Annotated in this window: 15 protein-coding genes; 3 read left to right on the top strand and 12 right to left on the bottom strand. The window is 44.1% G+C overall.

What is annotated here, in order from left to right:
• Positions 1-1,284: a carbohydrate ABC transporter permease gene (locus tag HNR63_RS03025; RefSeq protein ID WP_042534515.1), complete on the bottom strand. Its 1,284-nt coding sequence runs from the start codon at positions 1,282-1,284 to the stop codon at positions 1-3.
• 112 nt (positions 1,285-1,396) lie between these two features.
• The gene (locus HNR63_RS03020) at positions 1,397-2,689 is read right to left on the bottom strand and encodes an extracellular solute-binding protein (RefSeq protein ID WP_085788344.1); all 1,293 of its coding nucleotides are present in this window, start codon (positions 2,687-2,689) and stop codon (positions 1,397-1,399) included.
• A gap of 274 nt (positions 2,690-2,963) precedes the next feature.
• On the opposite strand from HNR63_RS03020, the gene HNR63_RS03015 reads away from it, so the two are divergent.
• Positions 2,964-4,727 carry an alpha-glycosidase gene (locus HNR63_RS03015; RefSeq protein WP_181519746.1) on the top strand — a complete coding sequence of 588 codons (1,764 nt, stop codon included), beginning with the start codon at positions 2,964-2,966 and terminating at the stop codon, positions 4,725-4,727.
• Here HNR63_RS03015 and HNR63_RS03010 read toward each other — a convergent pair.
• On the bottom strand, positions 4,711-5,559 hold the full coding sequence (locus HNR63_RS03010) for a helix-turn-helix domain-containing protein (protein WP_085788346.1): 849 nt from the start codon (positions 5,557-5,559) through the stop codon (positions 4,711-4,713). The two genes, HNR63_RS03015 and HNR63_RS03010, sit on opposite strands and share 17 nt — an antisense overlap.
• Positions 5,560-5,681: 122 nt before the next feature.
• On the opposite strand from HNR63_RS03010, the gene HNR63_RS03005 reads away from it, so the two are divergent.
• The gene (locus HNR63_RS03005; RefSeq protein ID WP_425485160.1) at positions 5,682-7,025 is read left to right on the top strand and encodes an MATE family efflux transporter; all 1,344 of its coding nucleotides are present in this window, start codon (positions 5,682-5,684) and stop codon (positions 7,023-7,025) included.
• On the opposite strand, the gene HNR63_RS03000 is transcribed toward HNR63_RS03005, so the two are convergent.
• The 8 genes from HNR63_RS03000 to asnB form a co-directional block, all read right to left on the bottom strand.
• Positions 7,003-8,469, bottom strand: a complete 1,467-nt coding sequence (locus HNR63_RS03000; RefSeq protein WP_181519744.1) for a phytoene desaturase family protein — start codon at positions 8,467-8,469, stop codon at positions 7,003-7,005. The genes HNR63_RS03005 and HNR63_RS03000 overlap by 23 nt on opposite strands.
• Positions 8,445-9,527, bottom strand: a complete 1,083-nt coding sequence (locus HNR63_RS02995; protein WP_181519743.1) for a glycosyltransferase family 2 protein — start codon at positions 9,525-9,527, stop codon at positions 8,445-8,447. The genes HNR63_RS03000 and HNR63_RS02995 overlap by 25 nt, the downstream gene beginning before the upstream one ends.
• Positions 9,524-10,189: a lysophospholipid acyltransferase family protein gene (locus tag HNR63_RS02990; RefSeq protein ID WP_181519742.1), complete on the bottom strand. Its 666-nt coding sequence runs from the start codon at positions 10,187-10,189 to the stop codon at positions 9,524-9,526. Before HNR63_RS02990 ends, HNR63_RS02995 begins: the two co-directional genes overlap by 4 nt.
• Positions 10,186-10,914, bottom strand: coding sequence for a carotenoid biosynthesis protein (locus HNR63_RS02985; RefSeq protein ID WP_181519741.1), 729 nt, complete (start codon positions 10,912-10,914; stop codon positions 10,186-10,188). Before HNR63_RS02985 ends, HNR63_RS02990 begins: the two co-directional genes overlap by 4 nt.
• Positions 10,901-11,752, bottom strand: coding sequence for a squalene/phytoene synthase family protein (locus tag HNR63_RS02980; protein WP_181519740.1), 852 nt, complete (start codon positions 11,750-11,752; stop codon positions 10,901-10,903). The genes HNR63_RS02985 and HNR63_RS02980 overlap by 14 nt, the downstream gene beginning before the upstream one ends.
• On the bottom strand, positions 11,749-13,176 hold the full coding sequence (locus HNR63_RS02975) for a phytoene desaturase family protein (protein WP_181519904.1): 1,428 nt from the start codon (positions 13,174-13,176) through the stop codon (positions 11,749-11,751). Before HNR63_RS02975 ends, HNR63_RS02980 begins: the two co-directional genes overlap by 4 nt.
• Positions 13,176-14,696 (bottom strand): phytoene desaturase family protein, encoded by a 1,521-nt coding sequence (locus HNR63_RS02970; protein ID WP_181519739.1) that lies wholly within the window; start codon positions 14,694-14,696, stop codon positions 13,176-13,178. The genes HNR63_RS02975 and HNR63_RS02970 overlap by 1 nt, the downstream gene beginning before the upstream one ends.
• 84 nt (positions 14,697-14,780) lie before the next feature.
• Positions 14,781-16,631: an asparagine synthase (glutamine-hydrolyzing) gene (asnB, locus tag HNR63_RS02965; protein ID WP_181519903.1), complete on the bottom strand. Its 1,851-nt coding sequence runs from the start codon at positions 16,629-16,631 to the stop codon at positions 14,781-14,783.
• 121 nt (positions 16,632-16,752) lie between these two features.
• Here asnB and HNR63_RS02960 point away from each other — a divergent pair, with 121 nt between their 5' ends.
• Entirely contained in the window at positions 16,753-17,277 is a 525-nt protein-coding gene (locus HNR63_RS02960) for a DUF2777 family protein (protein WP_425485159.1), read from the top strand.
• Here the strand turns inward: HNR63_RS02960 and HNR63_RS02955 are convergent.
• A complete protein-coding gene (locus HNR63_RS02955; RefSeq protein ID WP_181519738.1) occupies positions 17,274-19,217 on the bottom strand; it encodes a putative bifunctional diguanylate cyclase/phosphodiesterase in 1,944 nt (647 codons plus the stop codon). The genes HNR63_RS02960 and HNR63_RS02955 overlap by 4 nt on opposite strands.
• Positions 19,218-19,272 lie beyond the last annotated feature (55 nt).

Here is a 19,272-nt window from a genome sequence, read left to right as displayed (position 1 = left end):
TTACATCATATCCTCTTCTTTAAATGATTTTGTTCTTCTAAATTGCCATAATGCAACGGATACGACAACGAGTGAAAGCAATAACGTAATTGCCGCTGCTTTCGAATATTGCGCAGATGTCATTGTTAAACGATAAATCCATGAAATTAAAATATCAGTCGCACCAGCATTTTGCCCGGATACCGCAGGGCCGCCACCATTAAATAAGTAAATGATGTTAAAGTTATTGAAGTTAAACGTATATTGCGTAATTAAAATTGGCGCTGTCGCATACAACACGAGCGGAAGGGTAATTTTCGTAAACTTTTGCCAACTTGAAGCACCATCGACTGTTGCCGCCTCGTACAATTCGTTCGGAATGGCTTGCAATACCCCTGTTGTCATCGCAAAGACGAATGGGAACCCGAGCCACGTTTGAATCAAAATGAGCGCAACTTTCGTCCAAAACGGATCCGTCATCCACTCGATCGGTCCGATGCCTAACGATGCTAAAATCGTTTTATTAATCACCCCGAACGATTCATTAAACATGCCTGAAAAGACGAGAATTGTCACGAACGCCGGAACAGCCCAAGGTAAAATGAAAATCGTCCGAATGATCGCTTTTCCTTTTAAATCTTTTTGGTTTACGATAATCGCTAAGAAAATACCGAGCGCAATTTGTAACGTCGTTGCCCCAAACGTCCAAACGATCGTCCAAGCGAGGACGTTAATAAACGTTTTTCGCCAAAGATCGAGCTTCACTAAATCAATGAAGTTTTGAAACCCTACCCAGTCAACGAGTTTAGCTGGTGGGGAATGATATAAGTCATAGTTTGTAAACGCCAATAAGACGACGAAAATAATCGGGAAAATGACAACGAATACGAGCAAAATAAAACCTGGCGAAATCATTAAATATGGAAAGCCGTTGTCAACGAGCGCGCGATATTGCTCGCGCAACGAGCTAATTTTCAACCCTAAATCACGCTTTTGCCCATTTTTATAAGCATCGCGCAAGTTAAACGCATAAAAGCCAAGCCCAAACACGGAAATAATAACGGCTAAAATTCCTTCGACAAGCAAGAAAATGGAATGGTCACGTCCGACGACTTCACCGAGCGTAAAGATGCCCCACCATCCCATATTTAATAAATCTTTAAAAACGATCAAAAACGAGGCAGCTAAAATGAAAAACGAAATGCCTTTAACGTATTGACGATTATATAGTTGTCCAAATCCCGGAATAAGCGATAAACCGAGGGCAATTTTCCGATGATTTGATTGGTACATTGGTGTTTCCATTGATTTTGTCTCCTTTCTAAAACGATGGCGAGGAGCGCACTTGAATGTGAATAAGTAAACAAAAAAAAGAAAGTTGAAGCAGTACCTCTACAAGAGAGGTACCGCTCGTTACTTACTTGCTTGGATGGTTCGTTTCAATGTTCGTTTTAATTGTTTTTACAGCTTCATCAAGCGCTTGTTTTGGCTCTGCTTTTTGGTTTGCAACAAGTTGAAGCGCTGTCGCCATTGGACCCCATACTTCTGCCATTTCAGGAATGTTTGGCATTGGAACCGCATATTGAGATTGGATCGCAACAGCTTTTGCTCCTTCATCTTCTGCGATTAACGGATCGTTAATGAGCGACTTCACTGGCGGAATTTCGCGCGTTAACTCAAAGCGTTTTTTCGCATTTTCTTCATTTGTAATAAATTCAATAAGTTTTGTTGCCCATTCAGGATGTTTCGAGAAGGCAGATACGTGCCAACCTTTTACACCCATAAACGTTTTTACAGGCTCACCGTTTGGCAATTTCGGCATTGGCGCTACACCGATATCGATGCCTGCATCACGCATACCTTGGAACGCCCACGGACCGTTCATGACAGACGCTGCTTTTCCTTCGTTAAATAAACCGTCCATCGCTGAACCGCCGTTTTCACCGATAATACCTTTCGGGAACAACTCTTTATACCATTTTTGGATATACTCTGTTCCTTTTACTGCCCCTTCATTATTTAAGCCAATATCGTTGCGATCTAACGCACCGTTATTGTTTTTAAATACGTAACCGCCCATACCCGCGATAACGCCATGTGCGAAATAGAAGTTATCCCAAAGCGCTAAGAAACCGTATTGATCGCCTTTTGTGAACTCTTTTGAGAACTGATACAATTCGTCCATCGTTTCAGGCGCTTTGTCCATTAATTTTTTGTTGTAAATGAATACAGGAGTTTCTACTGCTTTTGGAAGTCCGTATAACTTTCCATCATACATTTGCGCCGCAATTGAAGATTCTGTAAACGTATCTAATACAGATTGATCAACGTTAATTTCGCGAATTAATCCTTCCGTCACGAGCTGACCGATTTGGTCGTGCGGAACAGTGATAACGTCAGGACCTGTGCCAGCTGGACCGTCTAGGCGAAGTTGATCGCGTTGTTTTGTTGCCATTTCAACTTCTTTGTACTCCACTTTAATGCCGTACTTTTCTTCGAACGCTTTAATCGCTGGCTCTAACGCCACCCCACGCTTGACGTCTTCCCAAACGACAAGCTTTTCTGGTTTCGGCGGCATGCCGTCTTCGGATACTTCTGTTTTTCCTTCATTTTCGTTTTCTTTTGGCTTTGCTTCATCTTGTGGACCACAACCTGCCATCACACCTGCGAGCAACGCAAGCGATGAAAAAATGGATACCGTCTTTTTCATTTCGACCCCTCCTGTGTTTTAAGCAATACGTACAAACGCTTTCATTTTTGCGAAAACGATTGCACAACCTTTATCTTCATTATACAATCATTTTTCGTTTTGACAACTATTTTTTTCATCTTTTTTTGAATGAATGTTGACTTTTTACTGTCTTTCATTTTACGCTTGACATAAGCATTGTATGCGCTTCCTTAAACGGTCGCATCAAGAGCACCTCAATATGTGATAAAAAGCGCAATCGATTGCGCGTGAAATAGAGAGGAGAGAGTGAAACATGTTGAAAGAAGCGATTTACCATCGTCCAAAAGATGCGTTTGCTTATGCATACGACGAGCGAACGTTACATATTCGTTTACGGACAAAAAAAGATGATGTCGATGCCGTCTTTCTTCTTTTCGGCGATCCGTACGTATGGGAAGATGGCGCATGGCAATTTGATAAGCAACCGATGCAAAAAAGCGGTTGTGACGCCCTATTTGATTATTGGTTTATCGCCGTGCAACCACCGTATCGCCGCTTGCGCTACGGATTTGAATTGCACGATGAGGAAAACGTGCTCGTCTATACGGAAAAAGGCTTTTATGACAAAGCGCCAACAGACGATACCGCATACTATTTTTGTTTTCCATTTTTAAACCGCATCGACGTTTTTGACGCACCTAGCTGGGTGAAGGATACAGTATGGTATCAAATTTTCCCTGAACGGTTCGCCAACGGCAATCCGAAATTAAATCCGCCATATACGCTCCCGTGGGGAAGCGTCGATCCGACGACAACGAGCTTTTTTGGCGGCGATTTTGAAGGGATTATTGAACGGTTAGACTATCTTGTCGAACTCGGCATTAACGGCATTTATTTTACGCCGATTTTTAAAGCCCCGTCGAACCATAAATACGATACGATCGACTATTTTGAAATCGACCCGCAATTTGGCGATAAACAGACGTTTAAACGGCTCGTTGAGGCGTGCCATGAAAAAGGCATTCGCGTCATGCTCGATGCGGTATTTAATCATAGCGGCTATTATTTCGCTCCGTTTCAAGATGTATTAAAAAACGGGGAGTCATCTCGCTATAAAGATTGGTTCCATATTCGTCACTTTCCGCTTCAAACCGAACCAATTCCAAATTACGATACGTTTGCGTTCGTGCCGGAAATGCCGAAGCTAAATACAGAAAACCCGGAAGTGAAGCAATATTTATTAGACGTCGCAACATATTGGATTCGCGAATTTGACATTGACGGATGGCGGTTAGATGTGGCGAATGAAGTCGATCATCAATTTTGGCGCGAGTTTCGCCAAGCGGTAAAAGCGATCAAACCGGACGTGTACATTCTCGGTGAAATTTGGCACGATGCGATGCCGTGGTTACGAGGAGATCAGTTTGATGCCGTCATGAACTATCCGTTTACAAACGGAGCGTTGAACTATTTCGCGAAAGGACATGTGCGCGCGAGCGAATTTGCGAACACGATCGTTCACGTATGGCATAACTATCCGCAAAACGTAAACGAAGTCGCCTTTAATTTGCTCGGCAGCCACGACACGCCACGTATTCTCACGCAATGCGACGAACAAAAAGAAAAAGTGAAACTTATGTTTACGTTCCAACTTTCTTTCAGCGGATCACCATGCATATATTACGGAGACGAAATCGGTCTAACTGGCGGTCAAGACCCGCTTTGCCGAAAATGTATGGTATGGGAAAAGGAAAAGCAAGACCGCGATTTATTTGCGCACGTGCAAACGCTCATTTCATTGCGCAAACAATATCGTGCCTTGCGCTTCGGAGAGTTTCATGTGTTAGAAACAAACGATGAAACGAATCATATCGCTTACGTGAAAACATATGAAGACGAAACGATCGTTTGCATATTAAACAACGGAGAAGCCCCATTGGAATGGACCGTTCCGTTTTCGCTTGGCGACAAAACGGTGACAAACCTTTGGACAAACGAGCAAATAACAGAGCGAACGATGACAATCGAACCGTACGGCTTTCGAATGCTGCTCGTACAACCTACGTCCGCTGAATAAAGCGACGATATTCGCTTGGTGTCATCCCTTCCATTTTTTTAAATACGCGCGAAAAATACGCGCCATCTTCAAATCCGACTTGTTTTGCAATCGCCGCGACCGTCTCATTCGTCGCGGCTAATTTTTTCTTTGCCATCTTTAGCCGATAATCGTTTACATATTGCAACGCGCTCATGCCGATCGTTTTTTGCATGCAACGCGAAATGTAGTCTGGATGAAGGCGAAGCGCATGAGCAAGATGCTCCATGTCAAACGGCTCTCCGTAATGACGATGAATATACTCCATCGCCGCGGCACATACATGCTCGGCAGCAGACGGAATATGAAGCATTTGTTTTTGCAGTTGAACGATCCATTGGGCGAATAACAACTGTTGCGTTAACGAATGATCCGGCGTTTGTTGCTCGCGGACAATGTGTTGAAGCATCGCCTCCATCCCCGCTTGTTTCAACTTTCCATATTGGGGGATAAACAAGCGATATTGCGCATAATCGACATATGTAGCCTCTCTCTCAATAATATCGCCCCATCCGTACGGCTGTTTTTCGACACGATCGTATTTTGGTATTGAAAAATGAATCCAAATAAAATGCGTATCTTCATCGCACGGCTCATGCCCATAATGTTCAAAGCCCGGACATAAAATGACGTATTCCCCTTCACGGACAACGAACGTTTCGTCTTGTTCGGTCATATATAGCGTCCCTTTTTGCACATACAAAAAATCGAATACAGAAAACGTGCGGCGAAAATGTTTCATTCCTTTTCGAAACATCGCCTCGCCACCTTTAATAAAAACAGGAAACGGCGGAACGGAAAACGATATATACATAAGCCCCCTCCTTTCAGTCGGAAATGTACAAAAGTAATCGTCTTTTTCCCTTTTTTCCATTATAACAATCCATTAAACTAAAAACAGTTTGCAAGTCGGAAATCGTAAAGGAGTTGTCTTCTTTGGCAAAAAAGCTTTCTTTATTTGCGCTCACTTGGCCGATCTTTATTGAATTGACGCTTCATATGTTAACGGGCAACGCCGATACGTTTATGCTTAGCCAATATGCAGATGAAGCGGTTGCTGCGGTCGGGGTAGCGAATCAACTGTTGTTTATGGTCGTTGTCATGTTTGGCTTTATCGCAACAGGAACATCGATTTTAATTGCACAATATGCTGGGGCAAATGATGAAAAAACAGCTTCCTACATCGGAGCTGTTTCCATTTGGGCAAATATGCTATTTGGCGTCGTATTAAGTGTTGCCCTTTGGGCAGGAAGCGACACTCTTCTTCACCTTATGAACGTCCCGAATGAACTCATTGCCGATGCGCGCGCTTATTTATGGATTGTCGGCGGCTTTTCATTTGTGCAGGCGCTCATTATGACGCTCGGCGCCATATTGCGCAGCTACGGATTTACGCGCGACATGATGAACATTACGATCGGGGTCAATATATTAAACATCATTGGAAACTATTTCGTTTTGTTCGGGCCGTTCGGCTTACCTGTATTAGGTGTCGAAGGGGTCGCTTGGTCAACGACGATTAGCCGTGTCATCGGGCTTGTCGTTGGATTTTTTCTCATCATGAAGCGTCTCCCACATCCGCTTCCGCTTTTGTCAAAAGAGGCGCTTTCATTTGCTTACGTGAAACAACTATTAAAAATCGGCATTCCATCTGCAGGTGAACATGTCGCTTACAATACGTCGCAACTTGTCATCACCTATTTCATTACGATGCTCGGCACAGAGGCGTTAACGACAAGAGTATATACGCAAAACATCATGATGTTTATTTTTTTATTTAGCGTCGCTATCGGGCAAGGGACGCAAATTATCGTCGGGCATCTCGTTGGGGCGGAACGGTTTCATGAGGCGTATACCCGTTGCTTGCGGAGCTTACGGCTCGCTGTCATCATTTCGTTTGCTGTTGCGGCGTTGTTTTCCGTCTTTTCCGATCAACTGTTTTCCATTTTCACAAGCAACAAACGGATGATTGAAACAGGCGGGACGCTCATTTTGCTTACGATGCTTCTTGAGCCCGGGCGTTCGTTTAATCTCGTCATCATTAACTCTTTACGCGCGGCCGGCGATGTAAAATTTCCTGTCTACATCGGTATCGCATCGATGTGGGGAGTAAGCGTCCCGCTCGCCTATATTCTTGGCATTTCGTTCGATCTCGGTTTAGTCGGCGTCTGGCTTGCCTTTACAGCGGACGAATGGCTGCGCGGTTTGCTCGTCTATTGGCGCTGGAAATCAAACGTATGGCGCACAAAATCGTTCGTCAAAAAGGAAGCGACAGCTTGACGCCAAGCAAATGGTTAGCGACATTTTGCCCGCTAATGACAACCATTGGCGATCCACCTCCCGGGTGGGTCGTCCCCCCAACGAAATATAATCCTTTCATTTCTTTACATGCATTTGACGGACGTAAAAACGTATCCCGACGCCGATTCGACGCCATCCCATACAATGCGCCGCGATATGCGCCAAACTGTTCCGCAATATGAAGCGGAGTGATAACGCGTTCGACGTCTGGCACAACATTTAATCCGTATGAGCGAAGCCGTTCGTACACGAGTTGTTTATATGCTTGTTCATCGACTTGCATACGACCATCTTTTGTAAGTGGCGGGGCATTCACTAACACAAACAAAGATGAGCCTTCTTTCGTAAATGGTGGCGCGCAAACGTATATCGTCGGATGTTCACTATACCGTCCAGCAAATATATGTTCAAACTCTTGTTTATAATCGACGGAGAAAAACACGTTGTGATGAGCTAAATGATCCCATTTTTCTTTCGTTCCAACTAACATGACAAAAGCGGAAATGGACGGCTCGGCTCGTTCATACGAACGATCGTGAGGATCAACGAGCTCGCGATACGCCTGTAACAAATCGGCATTCATAATCACGACGTCTGCTTCTACCTTCTCCCCATCTTCAAGCTCGACCCCTTTCACCGCTCCGTTATGCACAATGACACGCTTCACTGCTCGGTTTGTATGTAACGTTGCCCCTGCTCGTTTCGCAAGCATCGCAAACGTATGAGCAATTCGGGCGTTTCCACCTTCTACGTAATATACGCCATCAACCATTTCTAAATAAGCGATCATCGCAAACGTCGCTGGCGCCATATACGGCGATGAGCCAATATACGTCGCATAACGGTCGTACGCTTGAATGACATGTTCATTCGTAAAATAGCGTTGAAAAAAATGATGTAACGTTTCAAGCGGTCGAGCGTTCAATAAAGCAACCGCAAGCGACGGTGACATATAATCAACAAAAGAGCGAAACATGCGCGGAAAAAAGTGCGTTTTCGCCAGCCGATACAGCCTTTCGACTTCACGTAAAAAATCGTCGTAACGCAACGCCCCGACGCGATCAATCGCCGCAAGCTGCTCTTTCATGTAATCGCGATCGCTAGAAAGAAAAAACGTCGTTCCGTCTTCATATACGTTTTTCGTATGCACAGACAATTTTCGAAACGTAATGTAATCTTCTGTGCGCGCCCCTGTTTGCTCAATGACATGCCGAAACACAAACGGCATCGTAATCGTATTCGGTCCAAAATCAAAATAATAGTCGCCAAGTTGAACGGGCATTAACTTCCCGCCAAAATGACTATTTTTTTCAAACAACTGCACATCGACGCCGCGCTGCGCAAGCGTCACCGCAGCAGACAACCCACCAAGTCCACCACCGATAATGACTACTTTTTTCACGTATACGTCCTCCCCTTCCATTCATACCGTTTTGCGCGCATCGATGCATACATTAATACGATAAACGCTGCGGCACTCACCGGCATCCAATAACACGTCGAAATTGAGCGTTCTGTCTTCCATTCGACGTACGCCTTTTGTGCAATAATGATCGCAAGCGGCAAGGCGTACGTTGCCCCGTACACGAGCGACAACGAAGCAGAGATAAGCGGTGTGACGTAAAATATGCCGTAAAACATCGTAAGTAGCAAAACGAAAAAAGGTGAGCGATTTAATCCGATATATACATTTTTCAAAAAACCTGCCCATACTTCTTTATTCGTTTCATACATATAACAAACAACATGCGTGCTGACGTTCGCTAAAATGACACGGTAACGGCGTTCTTTCATTTTACGCGCGATCATCACATCTTCAACAAGCTCTTGCTTGACGGACGCATGGCCACCGATCGCTTCATAAGCGGTGCGCTCGAAAAATAAACATGCTCCGTGCGCCGCTGTTGTTGCGCGCATGTTCGTATAGTTGGCGAAAACGAGTGGCAAATGAAATAAAATAAAAAAATGTTGCAACGGAACGAGCCATTTTCCAACGAGTGGAAGCGACCGCGGATGAAACGACGGAAAACCAGTGACAAGTTTTGCATCATATGTCGTGGCGACCGTCAACAACTTTTCAATGACCGTTGGCTTTAGCTCAACATCCGCATCAATAAAAAACAAATATACCCCGTTTGCTTGCTGAGCGAGTTGATGACACGCATGCACCTTCCCTGCCCAGCCGTCAGGAAGCGCCTTTCCTTGCAAAAGCGTAAAACGATCGTCCCCTTTCGTTTCTTGCTGTAATAACTCATACGTTCGATCCGTTGACTGATCGTCAAGAAGGAGAAACTCGATCGGCTCATATGTCAACTGTTTTAGCGAGCGAACGAGACGCTTCACATTCCGCTCTTCATTGCGCAACGGAACGAGCACGCTCACAAGCGGCCGATCAGTAAACACCGAACGTTTTGGAAGAGGAACGAGAAACAAAGAGTTGACAACCGTCCAAATGAAAAAACATGCCAAAATGACGCTCATAACTTTCCTCCATCCCAACAGCGAAACGATTGAAGCTGTTCAGCGATGACTAGACGCCGAACATCATCGAGTTGTGCGGTACAAATACGCTCAAGTTCAGCCGTTTTTTCTTTTCGATTGCTCCCTGAAACGTCACAAATACGTAACGGCTCGCCAATATGAATAAACCATTCCGGCTTCCGATGATGACGAAAACTATGGTAAAACGCAAGCGGCACAATCGGCACGTTCGCCCGTTCCGCTACATATACAGCGCCTGTGAAAAACTGAAGCGGGCGCTTTTCAATATGTTGTTCTTCCCCTTGCGGAAACATCCAAACGCTTTTCCCGTCACGCAATAACGAAACCGCATAGTCAAGCGACTTCATGACCTCTTTTCGTTGCGTACGGTTCACCGAAAAGCCGCCGAGCTTACGGAAAAACGGATATTGTTCTAATCCCTCTTCTGACATCATCGCATAACTATTTTGTTGGAAAACAAAACGACTTAATTGAAACGCCATTAGCCCGTCCCACCACGAACTATGATTTGCCACATATAGCGCAGGCGTTCGAACGACATGTCCCCGTACGTACAATCGATGAAACGATGTACGCAACAACCATGTGTTGTAAAGCGAAAACATCCATTCAAATGCGCGGTTTTTTTTCGCCTCAATCATGTCGATCGTCTCCATTTCCAAAAAATAACCGCCGTAAGCAATAGACCGAGAAAGAAAGCGGCATATAACTGTTCCATAAGGGCGAGAAATAAAAACATCGCTTCAAGAAGGAAAAAAAGAGAAATGGCTCGCCTCTCGGAGCTTGCCTTGCGCGCTGGAAAAATAAAAAGCATAAAATGAATGACAAACGCCACAACAAACCAGCCGACAAAATTTTGGAGCGGAACGTCGTAATAAATGCTCGTTCCTTCCCAAATCCAATACTGTTTCGCCACATATGCTACCGGGTCAATGGCTAAATCTAATACGACTGCCAATACCGCACCGACAACAGCAGAAAATAGCGGGCGCTTTGTTGAAACGAAACGTAATGCGAGCGCATGCGTACAACCGATGACCGCGAGCCAAGCAAAACCGATCGCAATCGGTACCCCAAACACCGTCATGCCAAATTGATTCGTATAATCATATGAATCGAAAATGAGACTATACGTTGCCCCGACGTATTCGACCGCCATCGTACCGATGAAAATAGCAACCGTTGCGATGACGCCACGTCGACCGTATGTTTCGATTAAAAAAAAGGCGCCAATTACCCCAGCAAGCATTAAAAACACAACATTCGCCCACTCTAACCAAGGTGGAAGGAGACGAAAACCGACGAGTACAATCCCGCATGCGTACCAAATGAGAAAGAGGCGGTATAAACGATCACCCCACTTCAACGTTTTCGCCTCCCATTTGTTGCAGTAACGCTTTTTTTCGTTCTTCCGACACGAATGCTCGCTTCGTAAATACGTCATATTGTTGTTCACGAACAGCATGTAAAATGCTTTTATACATAAGCGCCGCTCCTTTTACAGCAAAACGGGCAGACAGTGGATAAAGAGAAAACGTTTTTTCCGCATCCGCATATCTGTTTTCCGCCTCTTGTGCGATATGCTCCCATAAATCAATAAATGAGCTCGTGACTTGACCAAAAGCGATCTGTTGTTCGCTCACTCCATACATATTCAGCCATTCGCGTGGCAAATACACGCGACCGCGCATCATATCTTCACCGACATCGCGCAAAATGTTCGTCAACTGCATCGCTTCTCCAAGCGCAATCGCCCCTTCTTTTAACTGCTCGCGGCGATGTGGGGCTAAAATTGGCAATAACATTAACCCTACTGTACTTGCGACACAATAACAATAGTGAAGCAACTGTGCAAACGTATCATAACGATGAACGGTTAAATCCATTTTTTGCCCTTCAATCATATGCCAAAACGGCTCAATGTCCATATCATAGCGCGAAAAGACATCGCGAAGCGCGATCCACATAAAGTCATCCTCTGTATGCCCCGCCACAAACGCTTCCCATTGTTTTTCAAATTGTTGTAGCTGTTCATCTGGTTGTTCACCTTCATCTACGATGTCATCGACGCGGCGACAAAACGCATAAATTGCCCAAATGGCTTGACGATCATCATACGGAAGAAGAGAAAACGCCCGATAAAACGTTTTAGAATGATATGCTGTTACCGCCTCACATTGTGCATACGCTTGCTTTATATTCACTCGTATTCACTCCAATCACGAAGTAATTGTTCCGTACATAATTGAGCCCCTTGCATCACAACCGGCACCCCTCCACCTGGATGAACAGATGCTCCAACACGATACACGTTTTCATAACGTGCGGACTTCACTTGAGGACGAAATGGACCCGATTGAAATAACGTCGGTGCGATCCCAAACATCCCGCCATCATATAGCCCTTCTTTTTGCGCATCAAGCGGCGTGCGAACATGCATCCATTCCATTGCCTCCTTCAAGTTCGGAAACGCTCGTTTCTCCACTTCATCAACGATGTGAGAAATCCAATGTTGTTGTGTTGTCCAATCAATATGGCGCCCACTCGGCACAGGAATCAATACATATAACACGCTTTTCCCTTCTGGTGCTAACGAACGATCGACCGCCGATGGATAAAACGTATAAAATGACGGGTCTTTCGGAACAACTTTTCGAACAAAGACGTCATCCATATGTTGTTTGAAATCAGGAGGTAAAAAAAATTGATGAATCGGTGCATCGTACGTTCGCCCAAGTCCGATATAAAGCAACACGCAGCTCGATGAAGGGGTCCACGTTCGTTTTTTCGTCATCATCGTCGGTTCATCTGTATTCATTATAAATGCATCGAAACGGTGCGTTTCTCCTTGGGCATAAAGCGCCTCTACTTTGTCGCCGTTCACTTCATACCGTTCCACTTCCGTTTGCAATCGAACGGTTACTCCTGCTTCTTCTAGCTTTCTTGTAAGCAAAGAAACGAGACTTGCATATCCACCTTTCACGTAATACACACCGTGCGCATGCTCGCTAAACGAAACGAGCGAATAAAGCGAAGGGGTCGTATATGGATTGCCTCCAATATATAACGTCTGTAACGAATAAGCAAGCTGCAACCGTTCATCATGAAAATAACGGCTCATGCTCGTTTTCACAGATTGATAGGCGCGCATACGAGAAAAAAGCGATATCGTCTCTTTCGTAAAAAACGTTTGTTTCTTTATAAATGACTTCGTTAAAATGAGCTCATCACCTTTAGTAAAATATTCCCTCATCTCATTCATAAAACGTTGAAATCCTTTTTCTTCCCCAGGAAACAGACGAGCAATTTCTTCTACTTGTCTTTCTTCTTCCGCATATTTTGTATACGATATGCCGTCCGCAAAATGAATCGTATACATCGGATCACAGCGAACAAGCTCGTATTCATCTTCCGTTACGCCAACGTCGGCAAGAAAAGCACGCAATTTTTCTGGCAACAATACGATCGTTGGACCGGCGTCAATGCGAAACCCTTCTCGCTCAATAAACGAAAGACGCCCGCCAAGCCGATCATTTTTCTCAAACAACGTCACATGTGCCCCGCGCTTCGCAAGCGATAACGCCGTCATCATGCCTCCGATGCCACCGCCGACGATCGCAATGTTCATCATGCTTCCCTCCGCTTCGGCAGAGCGCCAACAGGAATAAGCGGCTGACGATGTGCTTGTAATATGCCGTTTGCTGTAATACGGGCGGATTCAAAAATAGTCGGCAAACCGCTTCCCGGATGCGTCCCGCCACCGACGAGCCAACAATGGTTTAATTCTTCAAATTCGTTATGTGGACGAAACACCATCATTTGCGACAGCTGATGACCTAAATTAAACGTTGCTCCTTCATAAACAAATAAATGATGCTCCCAATCATGTGGCGTAATGATTTTTTCACATTCAATATGTTGCTCCATATCTTTCCATCCTAATTTTTTAGATAACGTATCCCATAGTTTTTGGCGAAACGGTCCTTTCTCTTTTTCCCAATCAATACCGCTCGTATTGTTCGGCACAGGTGCTAAAATGTAAAGCGCACTTTTTCCTTTCGGTGCAACCGTCGCATCAGTTATAGCAGCATGTTGCACGTAAATGGAAGGATCGTGTGGAATCGTTTTTTCTTTCGTAATTTCATCGACGTTTCGCTTATAATCGTCCGCAAATATAATTGTATGATGAGCAAGATCAACCGGCTTGTTTATCCCGACGTACATCATAAACGTCGAACATGAATATTTCTTTTTTTGCAATTTTTCTTTGCGATATTTTTTTAATACACCGTCATCGACGAGATTCGTCATCGCATGGGCAAAATCGGCATTAATAATCACTTCATCAGCCGACACTTTTTCACCATTTTCTAATATGACCCCTTTCACAGTCGTGCCATCAAGCCAAAGCTTTCGCACTCCTGTATTCACATGCACGCTTCCTCCATATTCTTCAACGATGCGCGCCATCGCTTTTGGAATTTCATTTAACCCGCCGATGACGTGATAAATGCCGTATGCATGTTCCATGTAAGATAAAATGGAAAACGCACCTGGACATTCCCACGGGGACATGCCTAAATATTTCGCTTGAAACGTAAATGCTAACCGAAGACGCTCATCATTAAAATATCGGCTTAATATGTCGTATAGCGATTGTGACAACGTCAGCTGCGGCAATGCTTTCAACACGGTCGGACGCAAATAGTGGTACAGTCGGTCCATTTTACTTTGTAAAATCGGTGCGAGCGCCTGCAACTTCCGTTCGTTTTCATTCATAAACCGGTCATAACCGTCTTCGTTCCCAGGAAATTGTGCCGCAATTTGTTCTTTCATTTTTTTCCGATTCATCGTCATCGCTAACTTTACATCATTGAAAACGAGTTCGTACATCGGATCTAATTCGACAAGTTGGACATAGTCATGTATGTTTCTTCCTGCTGCTGTAAATAACTCTTCAATAATATGAGGCATACTTAAAAACGTCGGACCGATATCAAAGCGGTACTCACCAAGCTCGAATCGTCCATTTCGTCCTCCTACATACGGTTGTTTTTCAAATACAGACACATCATATCCTTTCGCAGCAAGCAACATCGCGGCAGCAAGCCCGCCAGGTCCCGCTCCGACGACAACGATTTTTTTCACACTATCCACTCCTAATTAAACAAAAGTTATACAAATATTATACAAGATAAATGGAAAACAGGAAAGAAAAAAGACAGCCGTTTTTTAGCTGTCTGTTAACCGAATGTTATAATGCTCAAACCATTCGTGAAATTGAATGAAATACGCTAACAGCTGCGGACCAGACATCAGTTGACCGAACCATGGAATGCGAAACGATTGCCCTTTCGTTTCCACTAATTCCTTTAACTTCTTTCGATCAAACAATTCATATAAAACGGACGAGCGATTCGTTAAAATCGTCTCTAGCCGTTCAGCCACGATGTCCGTATAACGTGGATGATGTGTTTTCGGATACGGACTTTTTTTCCGATACAATACGTCATTTGGTAAAATACCTTCAAACGCTTTGCGTAAAATTCCTTTTTCACGATTGTTGTACATTTTCATCTCCCACGGAATGTTCCATACATACTCAACGAGGCGATGGTCAGCAAACGGCACGCGCACTTCTAAACTTGCCGCCATACTCATTCGGTCTTTCCGATCTAACAACGTCGTCATAAACCAAATCATATTTAAATAAAACAGTTCCCGACGGCGCGCTTCTTCCGCACTTTCTCCGTCTGCGTGAGGAACTTCACGAAGCGTTTCTTTATAACGCATATCGGCATACTCATGAAGCGGCAGTTTTTCGCGCCACGTTTCATTGAGAAGATCGAACCGCTCATCTAACGACCGCATCCACGGAAATCCATCTCGCTCAAAATCTTCTTTTCTATGGAACCACGGATAGCCTCCGAAAATTTCGTCTGCACATTCACCTGATAAACTAACGACAAATTGTTGCTTGATTTGACGGCAAAACCAAAGAAGCGACGAATCAATATCCGCCATCCCAGGCAAATCACGGGCAACGACTGCCGCTTTTAAATCATCGGCTAATTGTTGTTGAGAAATGACGCACGTATGATGGACGGTTTGAAACGCATCCGACATTTGTTTAATCCATGGTCCGTCACTGTTCGGTTGAAATGCGTTCGCTGTAAAATATTGTTCGTTTTCTTCGTAATCAATGGAATACGTATGAAGTGATCCTTTTCCTTCACGTTCAAACGCCTTCGCAGCAATCGCGGTAATCGCACTCGAATCCACCCCACCCGATAAAAACGTACAAACAGGTACATCGGAAACGAGTTGTCGCGTAATCGCATCGATTAGCAACGTCCGAATATGTTCTACCGTTTCATCAAATGAATGCTCATGCGGTGCACTTTTTACGTTCCAATATCGCCATTGACGCACGCCGCTTTGTTGAACGATCATCGCATGAGCCGGGCGCAATTCATAAATGGTTCGAAACACGCCATGCCCCGGTGTGCGCGACGGACCGAGCGCTAAAATTTCACATAAACTTTCGCGATCAATTTCAGCGCGAACGTTTGGATGAGCCAAAATCGCTTTTATTTCTGAAGCGAATAAAAACTCCCCTTGTTCATAGCGATAAAATAACGGTTTGACTCCTAAACGATCGCGCGCTAAAAACAGTTGCTTTCGCTCATCGTCCCATACCGCAAACGCAAAAATGCCGTTCAGATGATCGACACATTGTTCACGCCACTCCATGTAAGCAGTAAGCAACACTTCCGTATCCGAATGCCCTTGAAACGTATATCCTTTTTTCAATAACTCTGTTCGAATATCTTCTGTATTATATAGCTCCCCATTATAACAAATCGTATAACGATAGCCGTTTTTCATTCGCGTCATCGGCTGCACGCCACCTGCTGGATCAACAACAACAAGCCGCTTATGTCCGAATGCGACATGATCGTCAAGCCATACGTTCGTATCATCAGGCCCCCGCAGCGAAAGCGTATTGGCCATCGCCAGCACCGTTTCTTTTTCTTGGCGTAAATGACGCCCAAAATGAACCCATCCGGTAATTCCGCACACGTCAATCATTCCCTTCTGTTGTGAACAAGTATGAAGCATGCTTTTATTTTATGCACCGTTTATATAAATGATGAGTTGTCTATAATGGCGTACGGAAGGAATTGACACGAAGGAGGAAATAATGATGGATCGTCTCTCATCATTGCGTACACAAAAACGGGCTTACGTGTACGGTGTTGTTGAACAAGTGAACGGCGAATGGGTGTTTTTTGACGAAGACGATGAAGCACATGAGTTTACAAGTTTGCCTGAGGAAGTTGAACTTTTTCGCTTCGGTCAATGGGTAAAAGGATGGCTTAGTGAAGATGGGGATATTTATGTGACAGAACGGTATGCATTAAAAAACGGTGATCGTCTTCGCTACATCAAACCGTTGTCGCATGCATACGAACAATGGCTTTCCCAGCTACCCGACCACGCGTTTTTCCATTTTATTCATTTAATGAACGAATGGAACTTTTCCGTATACGATTGTTTGTATTGTTATAACTATATGTTATTTGCTGAAAAAGGGGTGAATTTTTTAATGTTCGATAATTCACTGGATATGTGCAACGTGCAACATTATTTTGACGACAAACAACATCGATTCGAGCTGACGTTGCAAACGGGAAAAAAAATCATTGGTGTCCAACTCGATCATTAAATGGTAGATTTACTTCCTTGCAACACTTGTTTTTCAAATTGTTCCACAGGAAGAGGTTTGAAAATGCCGTACCCTTGCGCATAATGACATTTTAATCGTTTCAACAATTTCATTTGTTCAGCCGTCTCTACACCTTCTGCGACAACATTTAAACGTAAACCATGACCCATCGTAATAATCGATTTGACGATCGCAATGTCCGAACGATCTTTATGAAGTTGATAAATGAACGATCGGTCAATTTTCAACGTATGAATCGGCAAATGCTTTAAATAGCTAAGCGATGAATAGCCTGTGCCAAAATCATCAATCGACACATGTACGCCAAGCTGTTGAAGCTGCTTCATGACGTGAATGCTGTAATACATGTTGCGCAACATCGAACTTTCCGTTAATTCCAAATGCAAACAATGTGCAGGAAGTTTTGACTCGTTGAGCGCTTGTTGCACATCTTCAAAAAACGTCGGATGTTGAAATTGCGTCGCTGAAACATTGACAGAAACGATGAACGAATCGAAGCCAAGATCGTGCCATGTTTTCGTTTGCATGCATGCTTCAATAAGCACCCATCGTCCGAGATCGTGGATCAAACCAATTTCTTCTGCAATCGGAATGAACTCAAGCGGAGAAACAAGGCCGATTTTCGGATGTTTCCAGCGCAACAACGCTTCACTACCAATAACTTTTCCTGTCATTAAGTCCATAATCGGTTGATAGACGAGAAAACATTCGTTTTTTTCAAGTGCCTTTCGCAAATATCGCTCCAGCTCGACGCGATACATCACTTGCTCGTTCATTTTTGTGGCGTACAATTTTACGCCGTTGCCGCCTGTTTGTTTCGCGCGATTCACCGCTGTATCTGCATTTTTTAATAGAGATTGGGCATCCACACCGTCCGCTGGATAAAAACTAATCCCAACGCTTGCGGTTAAAAAAAACTCTTTTTCCTCATATACAATCGGCACCGCGATATGTTGAAGCAGCTTTTTTGTCCATTCAATGACCGTTTGCACATCCGTTTGCTCTGTTAGCAACAGGCTAAACTTATCCCCACCGAAGCGACCTAAATGAGCCCCTCGAGGCAATACGTTTTTTATTCGTTCGGCTATTTGTTTTAATATTTCATCCCCACCGTAATGCCCAATCGTATCGTTCACGATTTTAAAACGATCCATATCCACAAACAATACAGCAAGCGTGTTACCTGTTTCTTTCGCTTGATCGATCGCTTGTTTTACGATGTTTGTAAATTTCAATCGGTTCGGTAGCCCCGTATCGACATCGTGATAGGCGATATATTTCATATGCTCTTCTGCGCGTTTTTGTTCAGTAATGTCGCGACCGATGCCATAAATGCCAACCTTTTTTCCGTCAACGATAATCGGAACGTTTTTAATTTGGAATAAATATACTTCTCCTGATTTCGATGGAATTTCTAAATTGTATTGTTGCACTTTCCCTTTTAACGCGCGATAAAAATAGCGGCGCACGCGCGGAATATCTTCTTTTTTAATGTAATGAAGCGAGTTTGTATGCAAAATTTCTTCTGCCTTATACCCGAACACTCGTTCAAACGCAGGATTGACGCTTGTAAAATTGCCTTCTAAATCGGTGGAATATACAATATCTGGATTATGTTCGAATAAAGAGCGGTAATATTGTTCCGATAGCTTCATTTTTTGACGCATCTCGTCCATATCGGCTCGACAATCGTCAACAACGAGGGCACAAATGACTGCTTGTTCCGATGCATCCCCAATCATCGGAAAAAGCTGCGCTTGGGGCAAATGATGATGCACGTACTGTTCGACTTGCATCCGAAACGAAGGGGAAAGCGAAGAAACAAAAATCGTTAGCTGGTCGTACTCATATAAACGATAGTCGCTCACCCATCGTTCCCAATCCGCAAACGTGTGGCAAACCGTTTGAAATAATTTCATCCCCTTTTCCCACTCTTTCTTTCTCTTTATATTTTTACAATTATCAATTAATTTC

Source organism: Anoxybacillus ayderensis (genome assembly GCF_013761015.1).
GTDB classification, from domain to species: domain Bacteria; phylum Bacillota; class Bacilli; order Bacillales; family Anoxybacillaceae; genus Anoxybacillus; species Anoxybacillus ayderensis.
This window is presented reverse-complemented; position numbering and strand designations above follow the sequence as displayed.

Coding starts and splice junctions, on each gene's coding strand:
- HNR63_RS02975 (WP_181519904.1), bottom strand. CDS start 13,176: ATGAACATTGCGATCGTCGGCGGTGGCATCGGAGGCATGATGACGGCG.
- HNR63_RS03020 (WP_085788344.1), bottom strand. CDS start 2,689: ATGAAAAAGACGGTATCCATTTTTTCATCGCTTGCGTTGCTCGCAGGT.
- HNR63_RS03010 (WP_085788346.1), bottom strand. CDS start 5,559: ATGTATATATCGTTTTCCGTTCCGCCGTTTCCTGTTTTTATTAAAGGT.
- HNR63_RS03000 (WP_181519744.1), bottom strand. CDS start 8,469: ATGGAAGGGGAGGACGTATACGTGAAAAAAGTAGTCATTATCGGTGGT.
- HNR63_RS03025 (WP_042534515.1), bottom strand. CDS start 1,284: ATGGAAACACCAATGTACCAATCAAATCATCGGAAAATTGCCCTCGGT.
- HNR63_RS03015 (WP_181519746.1), top strand. CDS start 2,964: ATGTTGAAAGAAGCGATTTACCATCGTCCAAAAGATGCGTTTGCTTAT.
- HNR63_RS02995 (WP_181519743.1), bottom strand. CDS start 9,527: ATGAGCGTCATTTTGGCATGTTTTTTCATTTGGACGGTTGTCAACTCT.
- HNR63_RS02960 (WP_425485159.1), top strand. CDS start 16,753: ATGATGGATCGTCTCTCATCATTGCGTACACAAAAACGGGCTTACGTG.
- HNR63_RS02990 (WP_181519742.1), bottom strand. CDS start 10,189: ATGATTGAGGCGAAAAAAAACCGCGCATTTGAATGGATGTTTTCGCTT.
- HNR63_RS02955 (WP_181519738.1), bottom strand. CDS start 19,217: ATGAAATTATTTCAAACGGTTTGCCACACGTTTGCGGATTGGGAACGA.